This is a genomic window from Paenibacillus filicis, assembly GCF_038070315.1.
Classification (GTDB): domain Bacteria; phylum Bacillota; class Bacilli; order Paenibacillales; family NBRC-103111; genus Paenibacillus_G; species Paenibacillus_G filicis.
Window position 1 is genome coordinate 77,357 of record NZ_JBBPCC010000023.1, and the last position, 18,306, is coordinate 95,662.

Below are 18,306 nucleotides of genomic sequence, written 5' to 3' on the forward strand. Positions count from 1 at the left end.
CCGATATTATATGTTAACATTCTCCCAAAGAAAGCGAACTGATCCTCATGAACCTCATTGAACAAATTCAATCCAAGCAAGCAAAAATCGGTGTCATCGGTCTCGGCTATGTCGGTCTTCCACTTGCTGTGGAGAAGGCTAAGGTTGGATTTCGCGTAATCGGCTTTGACGTTCAACAAAAACGTGTTGACCTTGTGAATCAAGGTATTAACTATATTGGCGATGTGGTTGAAGATGAATTAAGGACTCTTGTTAAAGAGGGACGCATTCAGGCCACGACCGACTACAGTCTGATGGATGAGGTCGATGTAGTCGCGATCTGCGTTCCTACTCCGCTTGACGATTATCAGCAGCCGGATATCAGCTATGTCCGATCTTCGGCAGAATCCATAGCCCGGTACTTGCGCCCAGGCATGCTGGTTGTTCTCGAGAGCACGACATATCCTGGCACGACAGAGGAAGTTGTACGTCCTATCCTGGAGAGCACAGGTTTGATATGTGGTCAGGATTTCCATCTGGCTTACTCCCCTGAGCGTGTAGATCCAGGTAATAAGCATTTTAATACCAAGAACACGCCTAAGGTCGTTGGAGGGATTACAGTTGGATGTACGGAGGTAGCAGCTGCGCTCTATGAGCAGGTGTTGGAGGGAAAGGTGCATAAGGTCACCAGCCCTGCTGTGGCCGAGATGGAGAAGATTCTTGAAAATACGTTTAGAAACATTAATATAGCTTTGGCGAATGAAATGGCTATCCTGTGTGATCGAATGGGGATCGATGTTTGGGAGGTCATTGATGCGGCGAAAACCAAACCTTACGGGTTCATGGCCTTTTACCCGGGTCCAGGCTTAGGAGGACATTGTATTCCAGTAGATCCATGGTATTTGACCTGGAAGGCCAGAGAGTACAATTATCATACCCGTCTAATTGAAACCGCTGGGGAAATTAATAACAGCATGCCAGAATTTGTAGTTGAACGTATCGGGCATCTGCTGAATGAAGAGGCCAAGCCGATCAGAAACACGAATATTCTTCTGCTTGGGGTCGCCTACAAAAAAGATATTGATGATTACAGGGAATCTCCTATACTAAATATTATGGCCAAGCTAGAGAAGATGGGCGCTTCGGTTCGTTTTAGCGATCCCTACATTCCGCACTTCTCATACCGTGGCCAAAGCTATGAAGGAATTGAGCTTACGGAAGAGGTCGTGTCTTCAGCAGATATTGTCGTGATCACGACGGATCATTCCACGTTTGATTACCATATGATCGGACACAATGCCAAGCTGATTTTTGACACCAGAAATGCTATGAAAAACATTCCGGTGCTGAATAAACTCTATCGATTATAGAAGGTGTGGAAATGAGAAAGGTAGCCGTAGTGGGGGCGGGTCAGTGGGGAAGGAATTTGGTTCGTACCTTCTTTGAGTTAGGTGTACTTGGTGTGGTCGTGGAAGCAAGTCCTCAGCTTAGGGAAGAAGTGTCACTGCAGTACCCAACCACCCCTGTGCATGATTCGATCCAGTTCGTTCTAGAAGATCCGTCTATACGTGGCGTAATCGTTGCTACTCCTGCCGCTACACATTACGATATAGCCAAGTCGTGCTTGATTTCCGGCAAGGATGTTTTCATAGAAAAACCCATGACTCTATCTAGTCAGGAAGGCGAAGGTTTAGTTAAACTTTCAGAAACGCATCAGCGAGTCCTCATGGTTGGGCATCTATTGTTATACCAGCCTGCTATTAGAGAAATGAAAAAAATAATGGATGCCGGAAGAGTTGGACGTGTGACTACCCTGCACCAACAGCGTCTGAAGCTGGGGAGAGTTCGGTCTGTCGAGAACGTATTGTGGAGCTTTGGGGTTCATGATCTGGCTGTATTCCTTTATTTGATTGGGGAAGAGCCCACAGATACGATTAGCGTAGGACAGCATGTGGTTCAGCCTCTTGTTGAAGACGACGTATTCTTACATCTAAGGTTCGCTAACGGGGTGAACGCACATTTACATAACTCTTGGCTGTATCCCGAGGTCGTGAGGAAGCTTACCGTGATCGGAACCGAGGGGATGCTGGTCTATGACGAGATCACACAGACTGTCACCCTTCATCATAAGAGCATTCGTTCAGATTTATCCAACCGGGATGAAGGCAGCGAAGTTATTTTTCAGGGCGATGCCCAGCCTTTGCGTATTGAGTGCGAGCATTTTCTAGAGTGTATGGAAACCAGGCAGGCACCAATTTCCGATGGCAGAAATGGAGTTGCCGTTGTGAGAATTTTAGAACGTGCTTCTATGAAAGAAGGAACAACCTATGCCTGATGAAGTATTTATTCATGAATCTTCCTATGTGGATCATGGAGCTCAACTTGGATCCGGAACAAAGATTTGGCATTTCTCTCATGTGATGCCTGGAGCCCGGATCGGGGAGCGCTGTAACCTCGGCCAAAATGTATTTATCGCTAATGGAGTCGTCATAGGGAATAATGTGAAAATCCAAAATAATGTGTCTGTCTATGAAGGTGTTGTCCTGGAGGATGATGTATTTTGTGGACCAAGTATGGTATTTACCAATGTGAAAACCCCGCGATCCGCTTTTCCGCGAAACACGAGCGATGATTATAAGGTAACTTTGGTGAAAAAAGGAGCTTCAATAGGAGCAAATGCTACGATCGTATGTGGAGTGACCATTGGGGAATGTGCTATGGTTGCAGCCGGTTCGGTCGTAACCCAAAATGTGCATCCGTATGCGTTGGTTGCTGGCGTACCGGCAAGGCGAATGGGATGGATCTGCGCATGCGGGGAACGATTGAGTTTGATAGAGGCTAGAGCGGAATGCGGCCACTGTCACCGTAAGTATGAGCTTAAAGTAGACCGCCTGCAGCCCGTATAAAGGAGTAACAATCATGATTAAGATTCCTATTTTTGATTCCTCTGCCGAAGTCGCAAGTATTAACGAGGAAGTGATGGCTTCCATTCAAGATGTATTGTTTTCCGGGCAGTTTATACTCGGACCGCAGGTCAAAGAGCTGGAGAAGGAAATCGCCGAGTATTTGGGCGTACGATATGCATTCGGTGTCAATTCCGGAACCGATGCACTGGTTATTGGACTGCGAGCGGCTGGGGTTGGGAACGGAGATCAAGTCATTACGACCCCTTTCACATTCTTCGCTACATCCGAAGCGATTCATCAAGTTGGAGCTGAACCGGTGTTCGTAGATATTGACCCTATCACCTTCAATATCGATGTGAAACAAGTCGAAAAGGCCATCACCGCGCAAACAAAGGCGATCATACCGGTTCATCTTTTCGGTCATGCGAGTGATATGAGTGCGATCGAACTGGTCGCGAAAAGGTATGGTTTGAAGATAATTGAAGATGTAGCGCAAGGCTTCGGCGGGGAGTTCCAGGGGAAGAAGCTAGGAAGCATTGGCGATGTAGGGTGCTTTTCCTTTTTTCCAACGAAGAATTTGGGAACTTATGGGGACGGCGGCTTACTTACTACCAATGATGAAGCAACGGCGCGTTTAATTCGAATGCTACGCGCGCATGGTTCCGAGAAGAAGTATCATAATGAAATGTTCGGTTACAACTCACGTCTCGATGAGATGCATGCGGCTATATTGCGAGTAAAATTGCCCAAACTTGATAAGTGGAACGAAATGAGAAGAAGAATTGCAGCGCGATACCAGAGAGAACTTTCTGACCTTCAAGCGGTCATCGTGCCAACCGAACAAGAAGGCGTCATGCATGTCTATCATCAGTTTACGATCCGGGTTCTGGGAGGGCATCGAGATTCATTGAAGCAGTTCTTAGCTGAGCAGGGTGTCGGATCCATGGTTTATTATCCGGTTCCTCTTCACCGATTGCCGGTTTACCATGACATGGAGGGGACGTTCCCGGAGTCCGAACAAGCAGCAGAAGAAGTGTTGAGTCTTCCCATGTGGCCGTTAATGTCAAGCGAGATTCAATCAATAGTCATTAAGGCGATTCAGGATTATTTTCTTAAGTAACGATAGTTGATGGCAGCGTCAGTATAAGGGGGAACTTACATATGCGTATTGGACATAATCTAATGGCTCTGAATTCAAACCATCAACTATCAGCCAATCATACTCAAGTTAATAAGACCACTGAAAAGCTATCCTCGGGTCTTAGAATTAACCGGGCCGGAGATGATGCTGCAGGTCTTGCTATCTCTGAGAAAATGCGCGCCCAAATTCGAGGATTTGACCAGGAAGCACGAAACATCCAAGATGGCATCTCTTTGATTCAAACGGCTGAGGGCGGAATGAACGAATTACACGCCTTGCTGCAGCGTGGGCGTGAACTCTCTGTTCAAGGAAAAAATGATACGTTCAATGTAGAAGATCGCAAGTATATCCAAAGTGAAATTAACGAGATAGTAAAAGAAGTCGATCGGATTGCGGGGACTACTCAGTATAACACCATCAATCTATTGAATGTGGCTTCAAGCAACGGGAATCAGGATCAAAGACTGGCCGTGGAAGCGCTCCAAAAGTATTGGTTGAAAAATAGTGAGGATCTCATTAAAACTTATTACAATTTGGAAGCTGACGGTGCGCCACTGGACATTCAATTTATCCAAAATTCCGGAGACGGAAGGGTGGCCTGGGTACAAGGTTCTTATAATATAACGGGTACGGACGGAAGATATTTCAATCAAAAACTCGTTTTGGATATGAGTGATTTTTCCCCTATTTCCATGCCTAACGGCGGGGGATCCTGGATATCTAATGATCGGATCATTGCTCATGAAATGACGCATGCTGTCATGGGCAGAACGACTAATATGAGGGATCTTCCTACCTGGTTTATTGAGGGAACGGCTGAATTCATCGCAGGAGCTGATGAGCGTCTAGCTGTTGATTCTAACAACGGTGCGGATTTCGCAATCTTAAAAAATGAAATCGATACATGGAATAGTACAAGTGCGGATTACTCCGCTGCCTATGCAGCCGTGAAGTTTCTACATGCTAAATTGGGGGCCCCTGGCATTGAATCTTTGTTCAATGAGATTAAAGTCGTAGGCGGAGGTGCAGGCAAGTCATTAGATCAGGCCTTAAACGACCTGCTGGGTTATTCCGGCGGACAGGCCGAGTTTTTAGCTGATTTCAAAGCCAATGCAACCCTAGCTAATTCCAATATCGATCTAACGGATTCGGATACAGGGGCGATCGGGGGCGGAGATGATGCCTCTACTGTTCCTGATACGGTGAATACGGATTTGGCCAATCCACTCTCCGGGTTTGTGGAGAAATGGCCTGATTTAGGCTCCGAAGGTAACTTACCATTAAGAGTTGGTCGGTTTATCAACGTAGGGCTATCCGATGTGACCAGCTCAACACTAGGGATTGATATGGTTAATATCCTGAGTGAGACCGATGATAATATTTCCATCTTCGATGGAGCCATCACTTATGTCTCTGGCGAGCGAGCCAGATTAGGCGCCTATCAGAATCGGCTTGAAAAGGCTATGTCTGTTACGCTCAACTCTCATGAGAACCTTAGCGCGGCAGAATCGCGTATTCGTGACGCAGACATCGCGAGTGAATTCATGTCTCAATCCAAGAGCTCAATCCTGACGCAAGCGGCTCAAGCCATGCTGGCTCAAGCTAATCAACTGCCTCAAGGGGTGCTTCAGCTTATTAGGTAGTTATTCATTCAAAAAGACCCTGGCTCAAGCTAGAGTCTTTTCGTGCTTCAAATAGGTCTAAAAGATCAGCATTAGCTTTCCGATATATACGGTAAGAATATCATGGTGGGGGAATTGATATGGACTTTCCTTCGATTGGAGCGAACTCAATAACGTCAGTAGACCGGCAAGGTAACGATCTTAATACGGGCAAAACAAGAGACAGTGTGCAACTAGAGTTAGACATGGTGGGAGTCTCTATTCTCCAATCCGTCCAAACGACGGATCAAATCAAACAACTGGAACTGCAGGGCGGCAAAGTAGATATCAGTGACCAGCATTTGATTAAGATGATTGAAAAAGCGGTTAAAGCTGTTCAAGGCCATAGCACAAGTTTGGATATTTCAGTCCATAAACAAACCAAGCAATTGATGGTTAAAGTAGTTGAACGTGATACAGGAAAAGTCATTCGGGAAGTACCACCGGAAAAATCGTTGGATTTTGTAGCTAGTATCTGGAAAACGATAGGGATCATTGTCGACGAAAAAGGTTGAGTGGTCAACTCAGCAAATTTGAGAGGAGTGCATAATCGTGGTTCAACGGATTACAGGAATGTCGAACTCAGGAATAGACATTGATGCTGCAGTCAAAGGTATGCTTATGGGCCAACAAAATAAGGTGGATAAGCTGGGGCAGAAGAAGCAAACCATTGAGTGGCAACGGCAGGCCTATTTGGATATGAACACCAAGCTTACGGATTTCCGCAATAATAAATTGTTTAACTTTAAGCTCGAAGGAACGCTTGCGGCTTCTAAAGTAGATATTTCCGGAAATCAGGATGCCATTAGCGTAAAAGCAACGGGAAATGCCATCCAAGGTAACCTAAATGTTAAAGTTAAAAGCTTGGCCACTTCAGCCAGCCTTACGAGCTCAGCGAGTGTAACTATTGATTTGACAAAAAAAAGCTTGAAAGAACAGTTTGGAAATGTCTCCATCTCCGACTCGATTACTATCAATGGAAAAAAGGTTACATTTGATCCCGAAAAGGATACGCTGGATAAAGTCATCACTAAGATTAATAAGGAGACCAATGTTACGGCTTTTTTTAACACTTCTAACAAGCAGCTTGTGCTTACCTCCAAGGATACCGGAGCTGACACCAAAATAGAAGTGGATATGAACGGGGAATTGGCTCAAGCCCTAAAACTACAAGCGACAGCAGGAGTTAACTATAAAACGGGGCAAGATGCCCAAGTATTCATTAATGATACATTGACAAGTCAAAAAAGCAACACCTTTCTGGTTAATGGTGTTGAGATCACATTAAAAAATCCGAGTCCAAATCCAGGCAACTCAGGATCAAACAATGCTAGTGACTATACAGGCTCTGTCATTCGAGTTTCGCGTGACGTAAATGCTATTGTAGATTCTATCAAAACCTTTATCACGGACTATAACTCGATTCTCAAAACGCTTCAAGATAAGGTTTCTGAGACTAAATATCGGGATTTTCCTCCATTGACCGCTGAGCAAAAAGAATCATTAAAGGAGAAGGAGATCGAGCAATGGGAAGAGAAGGCAAAAAGCGGCCTTCTTGCCAATGATTCTATCTTAACTTCGGTGATCAGCGGTTTTCGGTCGGTCATGTCCGGGAAAGTGGACAATGGCTCGAAGTATAATACTCTAGCAAACATTGGTATAGGAAGCATAGGTTACTTGGATAACGGTAAACTGACCTTGAATGACGAAAATAAGTTGAGAAAGGCCCTGGAGGAAGACCCAGAAGCTGTCTTGAATCTCTTCACTGCCGATGGAACCGGAAAAAAAGACCGTTCGGATATGGGACTTGCCGAACGCATGTATGCAGATCTTAAATCAACACTGGATCAAGTCAAGAAAAAGACAGGGTTGTCCGCCATAAGTTTGGATGACACAGTACTAGGTAAACAAATGAAGGATCTTACAAGTCGGATCAAGGCAGGAAATAACCGGCTTGCTGATCTTGAAACCCGTTACTATAAACAATTCAGTGCGATGGAACAGGCCATGCAAAAATATAACTCACAATCCAACAGTTTGGCTGGGTACTTTAAGTAAGGAAAATATAGGTTTGATCATGGAGGAATAGGCGTGCTACAAACTCAGCTCAATAAGTATTTAGAGAACTCGGTGCAAACCGCCACCCCCGCGCAGCTGTTGATTATGCTATGTGATGGAGCCATTCGATTCTGTAAGCAAGGTATTGCTGCGATTAATCAGCAGAACTTTGAAGAAGCCAATTTGAATTTAACGAAAACACAAGATATAATCTCGGAATTCATTATTACTTTAGATAAAAACTCCTCAATTGCCGAACCGTTGTTGAAGTTGTATGAGTACTTTAATTACCGATTAATTGAAGCAAATATTCAAAAGAAAGTGGATTCTGCAGAAGAAGTGTTAGGTTATTTAATCGACTTAAAACAAACGTGGGTAGAGGCTGCTAAGTCCTCCGGCGCTAATCATGTCAAGCTTGGATAAAATTATTGAACAATTAGAATCCATGACTGAAAATATCCTCGAGGTATTAACGGAAACAGAGACAGAGGATTTGGAGGAGTTTGTCTTACAGAGAGATGAATTAATCAACCAGATGATGGATATGCCTAGAACGCCTGAGGATAAAGCCTTGTTTGGGAATCGAATTGAAGCTTTACTGCAAGCTGACCCTTTTATAGTCGAAAGGATGAGGCAACTGCAGCAAGAAGCACAGGATGGATTAAAAAAAATAAATTTAGTCAAGATGCAAAGGGGAGCTTATGAATCGGTGTATTCCCCAGACAGTATCTACTTTGATCGAAAGAAATAGTATGATCAGAGTTATCAGAGTTTGTGCTAATAGGGTGGTTCAGAAGTTCCAACTTCTGAGGTGCTCTTTTTTTATAGTATTCTTTCTATAAGGCTTATCCGAATTGTTTTTTCATCATTCACACTCACCTGTGGACAATGTGCATAACTCTGTTGATAACTTTGCGGAAAATGTCGGAAAACCGCGACGGGACAGGCTTTTCGGATGTGAATAGGTTATTAACGTCATGTTAATACTCGAATTTTCTAAATATTTAGCTAACACGGTGGATGTTGGATTGACAGCGGTTTCGGCGGGTGATATATTCGAAAGGTAGGCAAATGCTTACAGTTATTTGACGACGAAGGGAATGTTATTGCATGCAAGGTAAAGTGAAATGGTTCAACGCAGAAAAAGGCTATGGTTTCATCGAGCGTGAAGACGGTGGCGACGTATTCGTTCACTTCTCCGCGATTCAAACCGATGGTTTCAAGACATTGGAAGAAGGCCAATCCGTTGAGTTTGATATCGTAGAGGGCGCGCGCGGTCCTCAAGCAGCTAACGTCGTCAAGTTGTAATCATCCCGCCGTCTATGGCGGCCCGTATAGATGGTTATGGTTTTGAGTGAATGTAGCAGCGATAACGCCCTGGAGCGATCCGGGGTGTTTTTTTGTTTGCTCCGGCTCGGCCTTAAATTGTTCAAATATTTTGTGAATTTAATTTGTCGATTATGAAGGATTTTTGAAGGCGAAGGGGGAATATAGTATACTGTAGGTATGAAAGGAGGAGTTGTACATGAAATTCAATATCCGTGGCGAGAACATCGAAGTAACCGAGGCTTTGAGAGACCATGTTGAGAAGAAGCTGAGTAAGCTGGAAAGGTACATCGAAGCTCCCCCTACATCTGAAGTACATGTAACGCTTAGTGTCCTGAAGGGTCTACAGACCGTTGAGGTCACCATTCCGCTTCCAGCCTTCATGCTGCGTGCGGAAGAGAAGCACTCCGATCTCTATGCAGCCGTCGACCTGGTGGTAGACAAGCTGGAGCGTCAGATCCGCAAGGCGAAGACCAAGGCCAACCGCAAGGTGCGCCAGGAGGGCAGCTTGAAGGATTTGTTCCGGACAGAGTCCAATGTGGCTTACGCTTATGATGAAGACGAAGATGAGTTTGAGCTTGTGCGTACGAAGAAATTCACCTTGAAGCCGATGGATATCGATGAGGCTATTCTGCAGATGAATATGGTCGGCCATAACTTCTTCGTGTTTGCCAACTCCGATACGTCTCAAGTGAATGTCGTGTATAAGCGCGACGACGGGAAATACGGCTTGATCGAGCCAGCCCGTTAATCCTCCCCTCAAATAAACATTTGGAAATTTAGAGCTTGTCTGCGGCGCTGTATGCGTCCCAGGCAAGCTCTTTTAGCATAATGCGGAATTAGCCGCGCAAGTTGTGAAACTTTTTCAAGCTACGTGCGTCTGTATGAATAATAAAAAATGCCTGGCGGAAGGCGATTGGAAGCGTCGGGTAACCGAGCAGGAGCGCCTAAACCTCATGAAATAAACATGAGGTGGAATACTAAAAGAAATGGTCTCTGATTCCAGCCTTTGGTTGCGGGATATGTCGCAAAAATGCTACAATTTAAGTTAGGGATTATCGTTCGATAAAGGAAGGGGTTTAGCAGCATGCTAGGACTCGTTAAGAAGCTTTTTGGCGATCAGAATGAGCGTGAACTGAAGCGGATGTGGAAGGCCGTTGAGTATATCAATTCTTTGGAACCGGGCATTGAGGTGCTGTCGGATGAAGAGTTGAAAGGGAAGACGGCGGAATTCCGCGGACGGGTGGAGAACGGCGAGGATCTCGACGATCTGCTGCCGGAGGCATTCGCCGTCGTACGGGAAGCCTCCAAGCGTGTGCTGGGCAAGCGGCATTACGATGTACAGCTCATCGGGGGAATGACGCTCCATGAAGGCCGGATCGCAGAGATGCGGACAGGGGAAGGTAAAACGCTCGTCGGTACGCTTCCGGTATACCTGAACGCACTGACAGGCAAGGGCGTGCATGTAGTTACCGTCAATGATTATCTGGCATCACGCGACAGCGGCGAGATGGGAAGAATTTACGAGTTCTTGGGAATGACCGTCGGGGTCAATCTTCCGAACCTGTCTCATCCGGACAAGCAGGCGGCTTATGCCTGCGATATTACGTACGGCACGAACAACGAGTTCGGGTTCGACTATCTGCGTGATAACATGGTTGTATATAAGGAACAAATGGTACAGAAGCCGCTTTATTTTGCGGTTATTGACGAAGTGGACTCCATCCTGGTCGATGAGGCACGGACGCCGCTTATTATCTCCGGACAAGCTGCCAAGTCTACGGACATGTATTATATGGCCGATCACTTTGTGAGCAAGCTGAAGGAAGAAGAAGATTACACGATCGACGTGAAGCTTCGCAGCGTAGCCTTGTCGGAAGAAGGGGTAGCGAAGGCGGAGAAAGCATTTGGCGTGGAGAACTTGTTTGACCATGAGAATGTAACGTTGAACCACCATATCCAGCAAGCGCTGAAGGCTCATGTCATCATGCGTCTGGATGTGGACTATGTCGTGCAGGAAGGTGAGATCGTCATCGTCGACGAATTCACCGGACGTCTGATGGTCGGCCGCCGCTACAGCGAAGGACTCCACCAGGCTATTGAGGCGAAGGAAAAGCTGCAGGTTCAGAATGAGTCGATGACGCTTGCGACTATTACCCTGCAGAACTACTTCCGGATGTACCGCAAGCTGTCCGGGATGACCGGTACGGCCAAGACGGAAGAGGAAGAGCTGAAGAAGATCTACGGGCTGGAAGTTATCGTCGTTCCGACGAACCGTCCGATGGTCCGTAAGGATATTCCAGACGTGGTATACAAGTCGGTCGGAAGCAAGTTCCGTGCCGTTGTTAATGAGATCGTAGAACGTCACGCCAAGAACCAGCCGGTGTTGGTCGGTACGGTGTCCATCGAGAACTCGGAGCGCTTGTCCGAGATGCTGAAGAAGAAGGGCGTCACGCACAAGGTTCTTAACGCCAAGTACCATGCGGAAGAGGCCGAGATCGTCTCGCGCGCAGGCCAAGCCGGTGCGGTTACGATCGCAACCAACATGGCAGGCCGTGGTACGGATATTATGCTCGGCGACGGAGTCGCGGAAAGCGGCGGGCTGCATATTATAGGTACGGAGCGGCATGAAAGCCGCCGGATCGATAATCAGCTGCGCGGTCGTGCTGGCCGTCAGGGTGACCCGGGTTCGTCCCAATTCTATTTGTCCCTAGAGGACGAATTGATGCGCCGGTTCGGCGCTGAGAATATCATGGGCATGATGGACCGCCTCGGCTTCGAGGAGGATCAGCCGATCGAGAGCAAGCTGATTTCCCGAGCGATTGAATCCGCTCAGAAGCGTGTAGAAGGCAATAACTTCGACGTACGTAAAGTCGTCCTTCAATATGATGACGTGATGAACCAGCAGCGTGAGATTATTTACAAGCAGCGCCGCGAGGTCATCGAGTCCGATAACATCCGCGACATCGTGCTGGGTATGATCTTGCCGGTGGTAGACCGTATTGTCGAAGCTCATTGTTCGGCTGACTTGGTGCCGGAGGAGTGGGATCTGCAGGCGATTATCGATTACGCTAATGGTACATTCCTGCACGAAGGCCAGTTGACGGCAGATGAGCTATGGGGCAAGGAGAAGGAAGAGGTTACCCTGCTGATCAAGGATTTGCTCACCCGTCTGTACGAAGAGCGTGAGCTGCAGATCGGGGAGGAGTTCTTCCGCGAGTTCGAGAAGGTTGTCGTTCTGCGTGCGGTAGACAGCAAGTGGATGGACCATATCGATGCGATGGACCAATTGCGTCAAGGGATCCATCTTCGCGCCTATGGCGGTACCGATCCGCTGCGTGAATACCAATTCGAAGGCTATGAGATGTTCCAGGAGATGATTCAGAGCATTCAGGAGGAAGTTTCCACGTATGTCATGAAGGCGCATGTGGAGACGAATCTAGTGCGTGAAGCCGTCGTCGATGAGCATGAGATGGCCACGAACGCGGAGCCTGCCGTGAAGAAGCCTGCCGTGAACAAGCAGGATATTATCGGTCGTAACGATCTATGTCCTTGCGGCAGCGGCAAGAAATACAAGCAATGCCACGGCGCATAAGGGCCGGAGCCTTATTTTAGAAGAAACGGATAGCAAGAGGGGGATCGGGGCGCTGCTCCGGTCTCCTTTTTCCACGAATAGACAGGGGATTCCCTACAGAAACTACTCCACTAAAGAGGTGCTAGGTATGTTGGAAGCAGATGTAAAGCGAGACTTGCAAGAAACGGCAAAGCGTTTGGCCGAGTTTAGGGGGTCTCTTTGACTTAGATCTCAAGCTTGAGCAGATCGCGGATTTTGAAGAGAAGATGTCGGCACCTGATTTCTGGGATGACAATGAGAAGGCGCAGAAGCTGATTGCGGATATGAATGCAGTGAAGGGCGGCGTTGACCAGTTTCAGAAGCTTGTAGCGGAGTTTGAGGATCTGGAAGTGCTGGTTGAGCTGATGGCTGAGGAGCAGGATGACGGTATGGCTGCTGATATTGAATCCGGCCTCGCTGTACTGATCCGGAAGCTGGAAGCGTTCGAGCTGCAATTGCTGTTGAATCAGCCGTATGACCGTCTGGACGCGATACTGGAGCTTCATCCCGGAGCTGGAGGCACGGAGTCACAGGACTGGGCTGAGATGCTGCTTCGCATGTACCGCCGCTGGGCTGAGAAGCGGGATTTCAAGGTAGAGGTGCTGGATTATCTGCCTGGGGACGAAGCGGGAGTGAAAAGTGTGACGCTCTCGATCAAGGGTCACAACGCTTATGGCTATTTGAAGGCGGAAAAGGGAGTTCATCGCTTGGTGCGGATCTCGCCCTTCGACGCTTCGGGACGTCGCCATACTTCCTTCGTCTCCTGCGACGTGATGCCGGAAATTGATGACGATGTCGAGATCGAGATTCGTACGGAGGACTTGAAGATTGATACGTACCGGTCGTCTGGAGCGGGTGGACAGCATATCAATACGACGGATTCGGCCGTGCGGATTACGCACTTGCCAAGCGGCGTTGTCGTCAGCTGTCAAACACAGCGCTCGCAGATCAAAAACCGCGAACAGGCGATGAAGATGCTGCGTTCCAAGTTGTATGAGAGGAAGATTGAGGAGCAGCAGAAGCATCTGGCCGAGATCCGCGGCGAAGTGTCCGATATTGCCTGGGGCAGCCAGATTCGTTCGTATGTATTCCATCCGTACAGCATGGTGAAGGATCATCGGACGCTGGAGGAGACGGGCAATGTAGGAGCGGTCATGGACGGCGATCTCGATCCGTTTATCGATGCATACCTGCGTCAGCAGATTAACAAGCCATCCAAGGAAGAATAGACCATACTATAGAAGTTGGATACCTGGCCAGTACCTACACGAACGGCAAATTACGCTCCATCGGCATCCTGTCCCCTCCGGGTAAGGTGGCGGGATGTGATAGGCTGCCGTGTAGGTTTTTGGCTTGGAGACGGGGTGAACGCCTTGGAAAGTCGGAGTGAACGGAACAAGGGAAAGAAGCAGAAGCGTGAGCGTGAACGCGATCCGGCGTCTGCAGCGGAGTGGGGGAAAGGCAGGGCATCTTCTCGCTCCTCATATGAAGAGGGACGGAGAGAGCGGCCGGTACAGCAGCCAGAACGGCTGTCGGACGAGCGGGATGAGAGCAGACACACGGTGGAGCGATCGGATCGGCAGGAGGAAGCCTCATCTGCGCAGCTGAGCAGGACAAGTCTTACCAGGCAGGAGAGCAACCGCCTAGCAGCCGGGGATGATTACGGGCAGGAGGATGCTTTGGCTCCGAAGAGTGGCCGTTCCAGGTCACGGAATGGCCGCCACCCTGGAGATTCGCCGCAGGAGGATTCGGCCAGAACGAAGCGCAACCGCCGGCGTGCCAAGGGCGGCCTCGACAGTACCTGGCATCGCGTGATGGAATATATCCTGCTGGTGATCGGCTCGCTGCTGATTGCGCTTAGTTTTAATTTGTTTTTTTATCCGAATCAGCTGGCCTCTGGCGGAATTTCAGGGATTAGCATCATTATAGACACCTTGTTCGGATTCGAGCCTGCCCTTACCCAATGGGCGCTCAATATCCCGCTGTTTTTCGCCGGGACCTTCCTGATTGGCAGACACTTCGGAGTCAAGACGGCTGTCGGCTCTGTATTATTGCCCCTGCTCGTCTTGTTGACCCGGGACATGCCCAGCTTAACTACGAATATATTGCTGGCAAGTATATATGGCGGCATTCTGCTGGGAATCGGGATCGGACTTGTTTACCGGGGGCGGGGTTCGACAGGCGGGTTTTCGGTAGCGGCACAAATTTTGCACAAATATACCGGCATCGGCTTCGGTCTATGTGTGGCCCTGCTCGATGGCATGGTAATTCTGACTGCAGGGATCTTTATCTCTCCGGAGAAGGCGATGTATGCGCTAATCGGACTGTTCGTGACGAGTAAAACGATTAATGTCGTTCAGATCGGTCTTAGCTACTCCAAGGTAGCTTTCATCATCTCCGACTCGGTAGAGGAGATTCGTGAGGCTATCCTATTCGAGCTGGACCGGGGCTTGACCAAGCTACAGGCAACCGGCGGGTACACAGGGGAAGACCGTACGGTCCTGATGGTGGTGGTCGGACAGACCGAGGTGACACGTCTTAAGGAGATCGTCCGTTCGGTTGATCCGGGGGCATTTGTTATCTTAAGCGATACGAATGAGGTGCTCGGAGAAGGCTTCAAGCTGTCCGGGCCTTCCTGAAAAAAGGCATAGTCATGAACGTCCTCAGGATAGTCTTGCTTGATAACGGCCCCTGAGTTACGATGGACAAGGCAAGCCTAGGTGAGAGCGGGTTCATGTAAAGTTCGGGGAAATTATTGATTGAATTATTATACCTAGGAATGTATAATAATACATAGTTTTCATGTGGGGGGACGGAGCCATGTCTATGAAATTAAGAGCTGCCATCGTAGGATCGACCGGATACGGCGGCGTGGAGCTGATTCGGCTGCTGCTGACGCATCCGAACGTAGAAATCACCTCGGTGATTTCGTCGTCTACGGCTGGTGTACCTATAGCGGATGGATATCCGCATTTGAATCAAATTTTGACCGAAAACCTGGACGGCATCGACATTGAGCAAATTGCGGCGAAAGCCGATGTTGTGTTTCTGGCAACCCCGCATGGCGTCAGTATCGACTTGTCGCCCAAGCTGCTGGATGCCGGTCTGAAGGTTATCGACCTGTCCGGTGATTTCCGGCTGAAGGACACGGCGGCGTATGAGCAATGGTATAAGCACAAGCCGGCTGATCCTGCTTATCTGGAGAAGGCGGTATACGGGCTGTGCGAATTGTTCGGCGATGAAGTGCCGGGCGCTCAATTTATCTCCAATCCGGGCTGCTACCCGACAGCTTCCATTCTGGGTCTCGCACCGCTTGCGGCCAAGCGATGGATCGATCTCAAATCGATTATTATCGACGCCAAATCCGGTGTATCCGGCGCAGGACGAGGTCTCAGCCAGACGGTGCACTATGCGGAGATCAATGAGAACCTCCTGGCCTACAAGGTAAACCGTCATCAGCACACACCTGAGATTGAGCAGGCGATCAGCCGTCTGGCGGATGAAGAAGTGACCGTTACGTTCACGACACACCTGGTGCCGATGACACGCGGCATCATGTCTACTATATATGTAAACTTGAATCAAACACGCAGCGAGCAGGAGATTCATGACCTGTTCAGCAGCTATTATGAAGGAAGAGCGTTCGTTCGCGTTCGTAAGTTGGGCAAATACCCAGGGACGAAAGAAGTGACCGGCTCGAACTATTGCGATATCGGGTTGTCGCTGGACGCTCGCACGGGACGTCTGACGATTGTATCTGTGATCGACAACATGGTTAAGGGTGCGGCCGGGCAGGCTGTACAGAATTTGAATATCATGATGGGCTGGGATGAGTCGACAGGACTTGCGTTCACCCCGGTTTATCCATAAGGCGAGGACGGGGGAACAATCAACATGTCGAATCAACAATCGTTTACGGTGGTAGCGGGCGGTTCGGTGACAACACCGAAGGGCTTTCGGGCAGGCGGCTTGCACTGCGGCTTGAAAAAAACGGAGCGCCACGATCTGGGCGCGATCTATTGCGAGGTGCCGGCGAATGCAGCTGGCGTCTACACGCTCAATCAATTTCAAGCTGCTCCGCTGCGCGTGACGCAGGAGAGCATCGCGCAAGGCGGCAAGCTGCAGGCGATGCTGGTCAACAGCGGCAATGCGAATGCCTGCACGGGCCAGCAAGGAGAAGACGATGCGCGCGCGATGCGGGCTGCAGGAGCCAAGGCCTTTGGCGTTGCCGAGCATCTGGTCGGCGTAACGTCCACGGGCGTGATCGGCGAGCTGCTGCCGATGGGCAAAGTGCTCGGGGGTATCGAGAGGCTGCATGCCCAAGTCAAGGTGGACGGTGGCGATGATTTCTGCCAGGCGATCCTGACGACGGACCTGGTGAAAAAAGAAATCTGCGTACGCGTCACCGTAGGCGGTCAAACCGTGCATATCGCCGGCGCAGCCAAGGGCTCAGGCATGATTCATCCGAACATGGCGACGATGCTCGGGTTCATGACGACGGACGCCAACATCGAGAGCGTTCATCTCCAGAAGCTGCTGAACGACATCACCGATTCGACCTTCAACATGATTACCGTTGACGGCGACACCAGCACGAACGACATGGTCGTCGTGATGGCCAGCGGCCTGGCCGAAAATGATGCCCTCACGCCGGATCACCCGGACTGGGCAGCTTTCGCCGCCGGCTTCAACTATGTCGGCGAAGTGCTCGCCAAAGCCATCGCCCGCGACGGCGAAGGCGCGACCAAGCTGATCGAAGTAACCGTGGCGCATGCCGACTCACGCGATGCCGCACGCGCCATCGCGAAGACGGTCATCGGCTCGAGCCTGGTGAAATCCGCCTGCTTTGGCGCCGACGCCAACTGGGGTCGTATCATCGCCGCCGTCGGCCGTGCCGGACACCCGGTACAGACCGAAACCGTAGACATCAGCCTCGGCGACATCCCGGTATTGGTCCAATCCCGTCCTGTCCGCTTCGACGAAGAGCGCGCCGCCGAATACCTGAAGGGCGAACTCGTCCAAATCTTCGTTGATCTGCACATGGGCGACGCCACCGCAACCGCCTGGGGCTGCGACCTGACGTACGACTACGTCCGCATCAACGCCGCTTACCGTACGTAATGAAGGGGTTTTGTTGAGCCCTCACCCAGCTTGTCACGGGCAACGCAGGAGCCCAACGACAAGCCCCATCTGCACGAAGTAAGGGAAAGCGAGAAACCCTTGGCTGGCATCGCGGCCCTATAACAAACTAAACTAAGCTTGTCGCGGGCGACATAGGAGCCCCATGACAAGCCCCACATAGCCTGCGAGCCGGACAGATAGCCATCGGCCTGTCCGGCTCGCAGCGGTGTTCCGCTCTGCTCGAAGAAAAGCTTCATGACGCAGTCATGTGGCGGCACCTTCCACGCAGCGGCTCCACCAACGCACCAACGGCGCTCATAAGCCCCAGGCCCACGTAGCGGAAGAACGCCGTCTGCAAGCGGACGCCCGGTACGGGCGGGAAAAGCGGTCCCACAGCCATAGCGGCTTCAACGACGGCCCCGCAGCAGGCACGCTCCGTTTCGGGGTCTTGGGGCGAAGCGCCCAAGTCCTCCCCCCTTGTGACAAGGGGGGAAAGAGGGG

The 18,306-nt window shown here is 49.6% G+C and carries 18 protein-coding genes; 16 read left to right on the forward strand and 2 right to left on the reverse strand.

The genetic code is table 11. The annotated features are described in order from the left end of the window. Positions 1-47 precede the first annotated feature (47 nt). The 16 genes from WMW72_RS27930 to argJ all read left to right on the forward strand — a co-directional run bounded on the left by WMW72_RS27930 (position 48) and on the right by argJ (position 17,805). Complete coding sequence (locus tag WMW72_RS27930) at positions 48-1,349, forward strand: nucleotide sugar dehydrogenase (protein ID WP_341418875.1); 1,302 nt, start codon at positions 48-50, stop codon at positions 1,347-1,349. 11 nt (positions 1,350-1,360) lie between these two features. Continuing rightward, the gene (locus WMW72_RS27935) at positions 1,361-2,314 is read left to right on the forward strand and encodes a Gfo/Idh/MocA family protein (RefSeq protein ID WP_341418876.1); all 954 of its coding nucleotides are present in this window, start codon (positions 1,361-1,363) and stop codon (positions 2,312-2,314) included. Further along, positions 2,307-2,885, forward strand: a complete 579-nt coding sequence (locus WMW72_RS27940) for an acyltransferase (protein ID WP_341418877.1) — start codon at positions 2,307-2,309, stop codon at positions 2,883-2,885. The genes WMW72_RS27935 and WMW72_RS27940 overlap by 8 nt, the downstream gene beginning before the upstream one ends. A gap of 16 nt (positions 2,886-2,901) precedes the next feature. Next, entirely contained in the window at positions 2,902-4,005 is a 1,104-nt protein-coding gene (locus WMW72_RS27945) for a DegT/DnrJ/EryC1/StrS family aminotransferase (RefSeq protein WP_423227611.1), read from the forward strand. Between the two features lie 41 nt (positions 4,006-4,046). After that, on the forward strand, positions 4,047-5,669 hold the full coding sequence (locus WMW72_RS27950; protein ID WP_341418879.1) for a flagellinolysin: 1,623 nt from the start codon (positions 4,047-4,049) through the stop codon (positions 5,667-5,669). Positions 5,670-5,788: 119 nt separating this feature from the next. Then, positions 5,789-6,202, forward strand: coding sequence for a flagellar protein FlaG (locus tag WMW72_RS27955; RefSeq protein ID WP_341418880.1), 414 nt, complete (start codon positions 5,789-5,791; stop codon positions 6,200-6,202). 37 nt (positions 6,203-6,239) lie between these two features. Beyond that, entirely contained in the window at positions 6,240-7,745 is a 1,506-nt protein-coding gene (gene fliD, locus WMW72_RS27960) for a flagellar filament capping protein FliD (RefSeq protein ID WP_341418881.1), read from the forward strand. Between the two features lie 33 nt (positions 7,746-7,778). Further along, positions 7,779-8,168: a flagellar export chaperone FliS gene (gene fliS, locus WMW72_RS27965; RefSeq protein ID WP_341418882.1), complete on the forward strand. Its 390-nt coding sequence runs from the start codon at positions 7,779-7,781 to the stop codon at positions 8,166-8,168. Continuing rightward, the gene (gene fliT, locus WMW72_RS27970) at positions 8,161-8,496 is read left to right on the forward strand and encodes a flagellar protein FliT (RefSeq protein ID WP_341418883.1); all 336 of its coding nucleotides are present in this window, start codon (positions 8,161-8,163) and stop codon (positions 8,494-8,496) included. Before fliS ends, fliT begins: the two co-directional genes overlap by 8 nt. Positions 8,497-8,855: 359 nt before the next feature. Next, positions 8,856-9,053, forward strand: a complete 198-nt coding sequence (locus WMW72_RS27975; RefSeq protein WP_010496818.1) for a cold shock domain-containing protein — start codon at positions 8,856-8,858, stop codon at positions 9,051-9,053. Between the two features lie 217 nt (positions 9,054-9,270). Then, positions 9,271-9,822: a ribosome hibernation-promoting factor, HPF/YfiA family gene (hpf, locus tag WMW72_RS27980; RefSeq protein WP_341418884.1), complete on the forward strand. Its 552-nt coding sequence runs from the start codon at positions 9,271-9,273 to the stop codon at positions 9,820-9,822. Positions 9,823-10,158: 336 nt separating this feature from the next. Continuing rightward, a complete protein-coding gene (gene secA / locus WMW72_RS27985) occupies positions 10,159-12,666 on the forward strand; it encodes a preprotein translocase subunit SecA (protein WP_341418885.1) in 2,508 nt (835 codons plus the stop codon). 127 nt (positions 12,667-12,793) lie between these two features. Further along, a protein-coding gene (gene prfB / locus WMW72_RS27990) for a peptide chain release factor 2 (protein WP_341418886.1) occupies positions 12,794-13,913 on the forward strand; the annotation gives its coding sequence in 2 pieces (ribosomal slippage) (positions 12,794-12,865 and positions 12,867-13,913; 1,119 coding nt in all). 585 nt (positions 13,914-14,498) lie between these two features. After that, positions 14,499-15,323, forward strand: a complete 825-nt coding sequence (locus WMW72_RS27995; RefSeq protein WP_341418926.1) for a YitT family protein — start codon at positions 14,499-14,501, stop codon at positions 15,321-15,323. 181 nt (positions 15,324-15,504) lie between these two features. Beyond that, positions 15,505-16,554 carry an N-acetyl-gamma-glutamyl-phosphate reductase gene (gene argC / locus WMW72_RS28000; RefSeq protein ID WP_341418887.1) on the forward strand — a complete coding sequence of 350 codons (1,050 nt, stop codon included), beginning with the start codon at positions 15,505-15,507 and terminating at the stop codon, positions 16,552-16,554. A gap of 24 nt (positions 16,555-16,578) precedes the next feature. Continuing rightward, entirely contained in the window at positions 16,579-17,805 is a 1,227-nt protein-coding gene (argJ, locus tag WMW72_RS28005; protein WP_341418888.1) for a bifunctional glutamate N-acetyltransferase/amino-acid acetyltransferase ArgJ, read from the forward strand. Here argJ and WMW72_RS28010 read toward each other — a convergent pair. Together WMW72_RS28010 and WMW72_RS28015 are read right to left on the reverse strand one after the other, a co-directional pair. Beyond that, positions 17,793-18,062 (reverse strand): hypothetical protein, encoded by a 270-nt coding sequence (locus tag WMW72_RS28010; protein WP_341418889.1) that lies wholly within the window; start codon positions 18,060-18,062, stop codon positions 17,793-17,795. The genes argJ and WMW72_RS28010 overlap by 13 nt on opposite strands. Further along, complete coding sequence (locus WMW72_RS28015) at positions 18,059-18,271, reverse strand: hypothetical protein (protein ID WP_341418890.1); 213 nt, start codon at positions 18,269-18,271, stop codon at positions 18,059-18,061. The genes WMW72_RS28010 and WMW72_RS28015 overlap by 4 nt, the downstream gene beginning before the upstream one ends. Positions 18,272-18,306 lie beyond the last annotated feature (35 nt).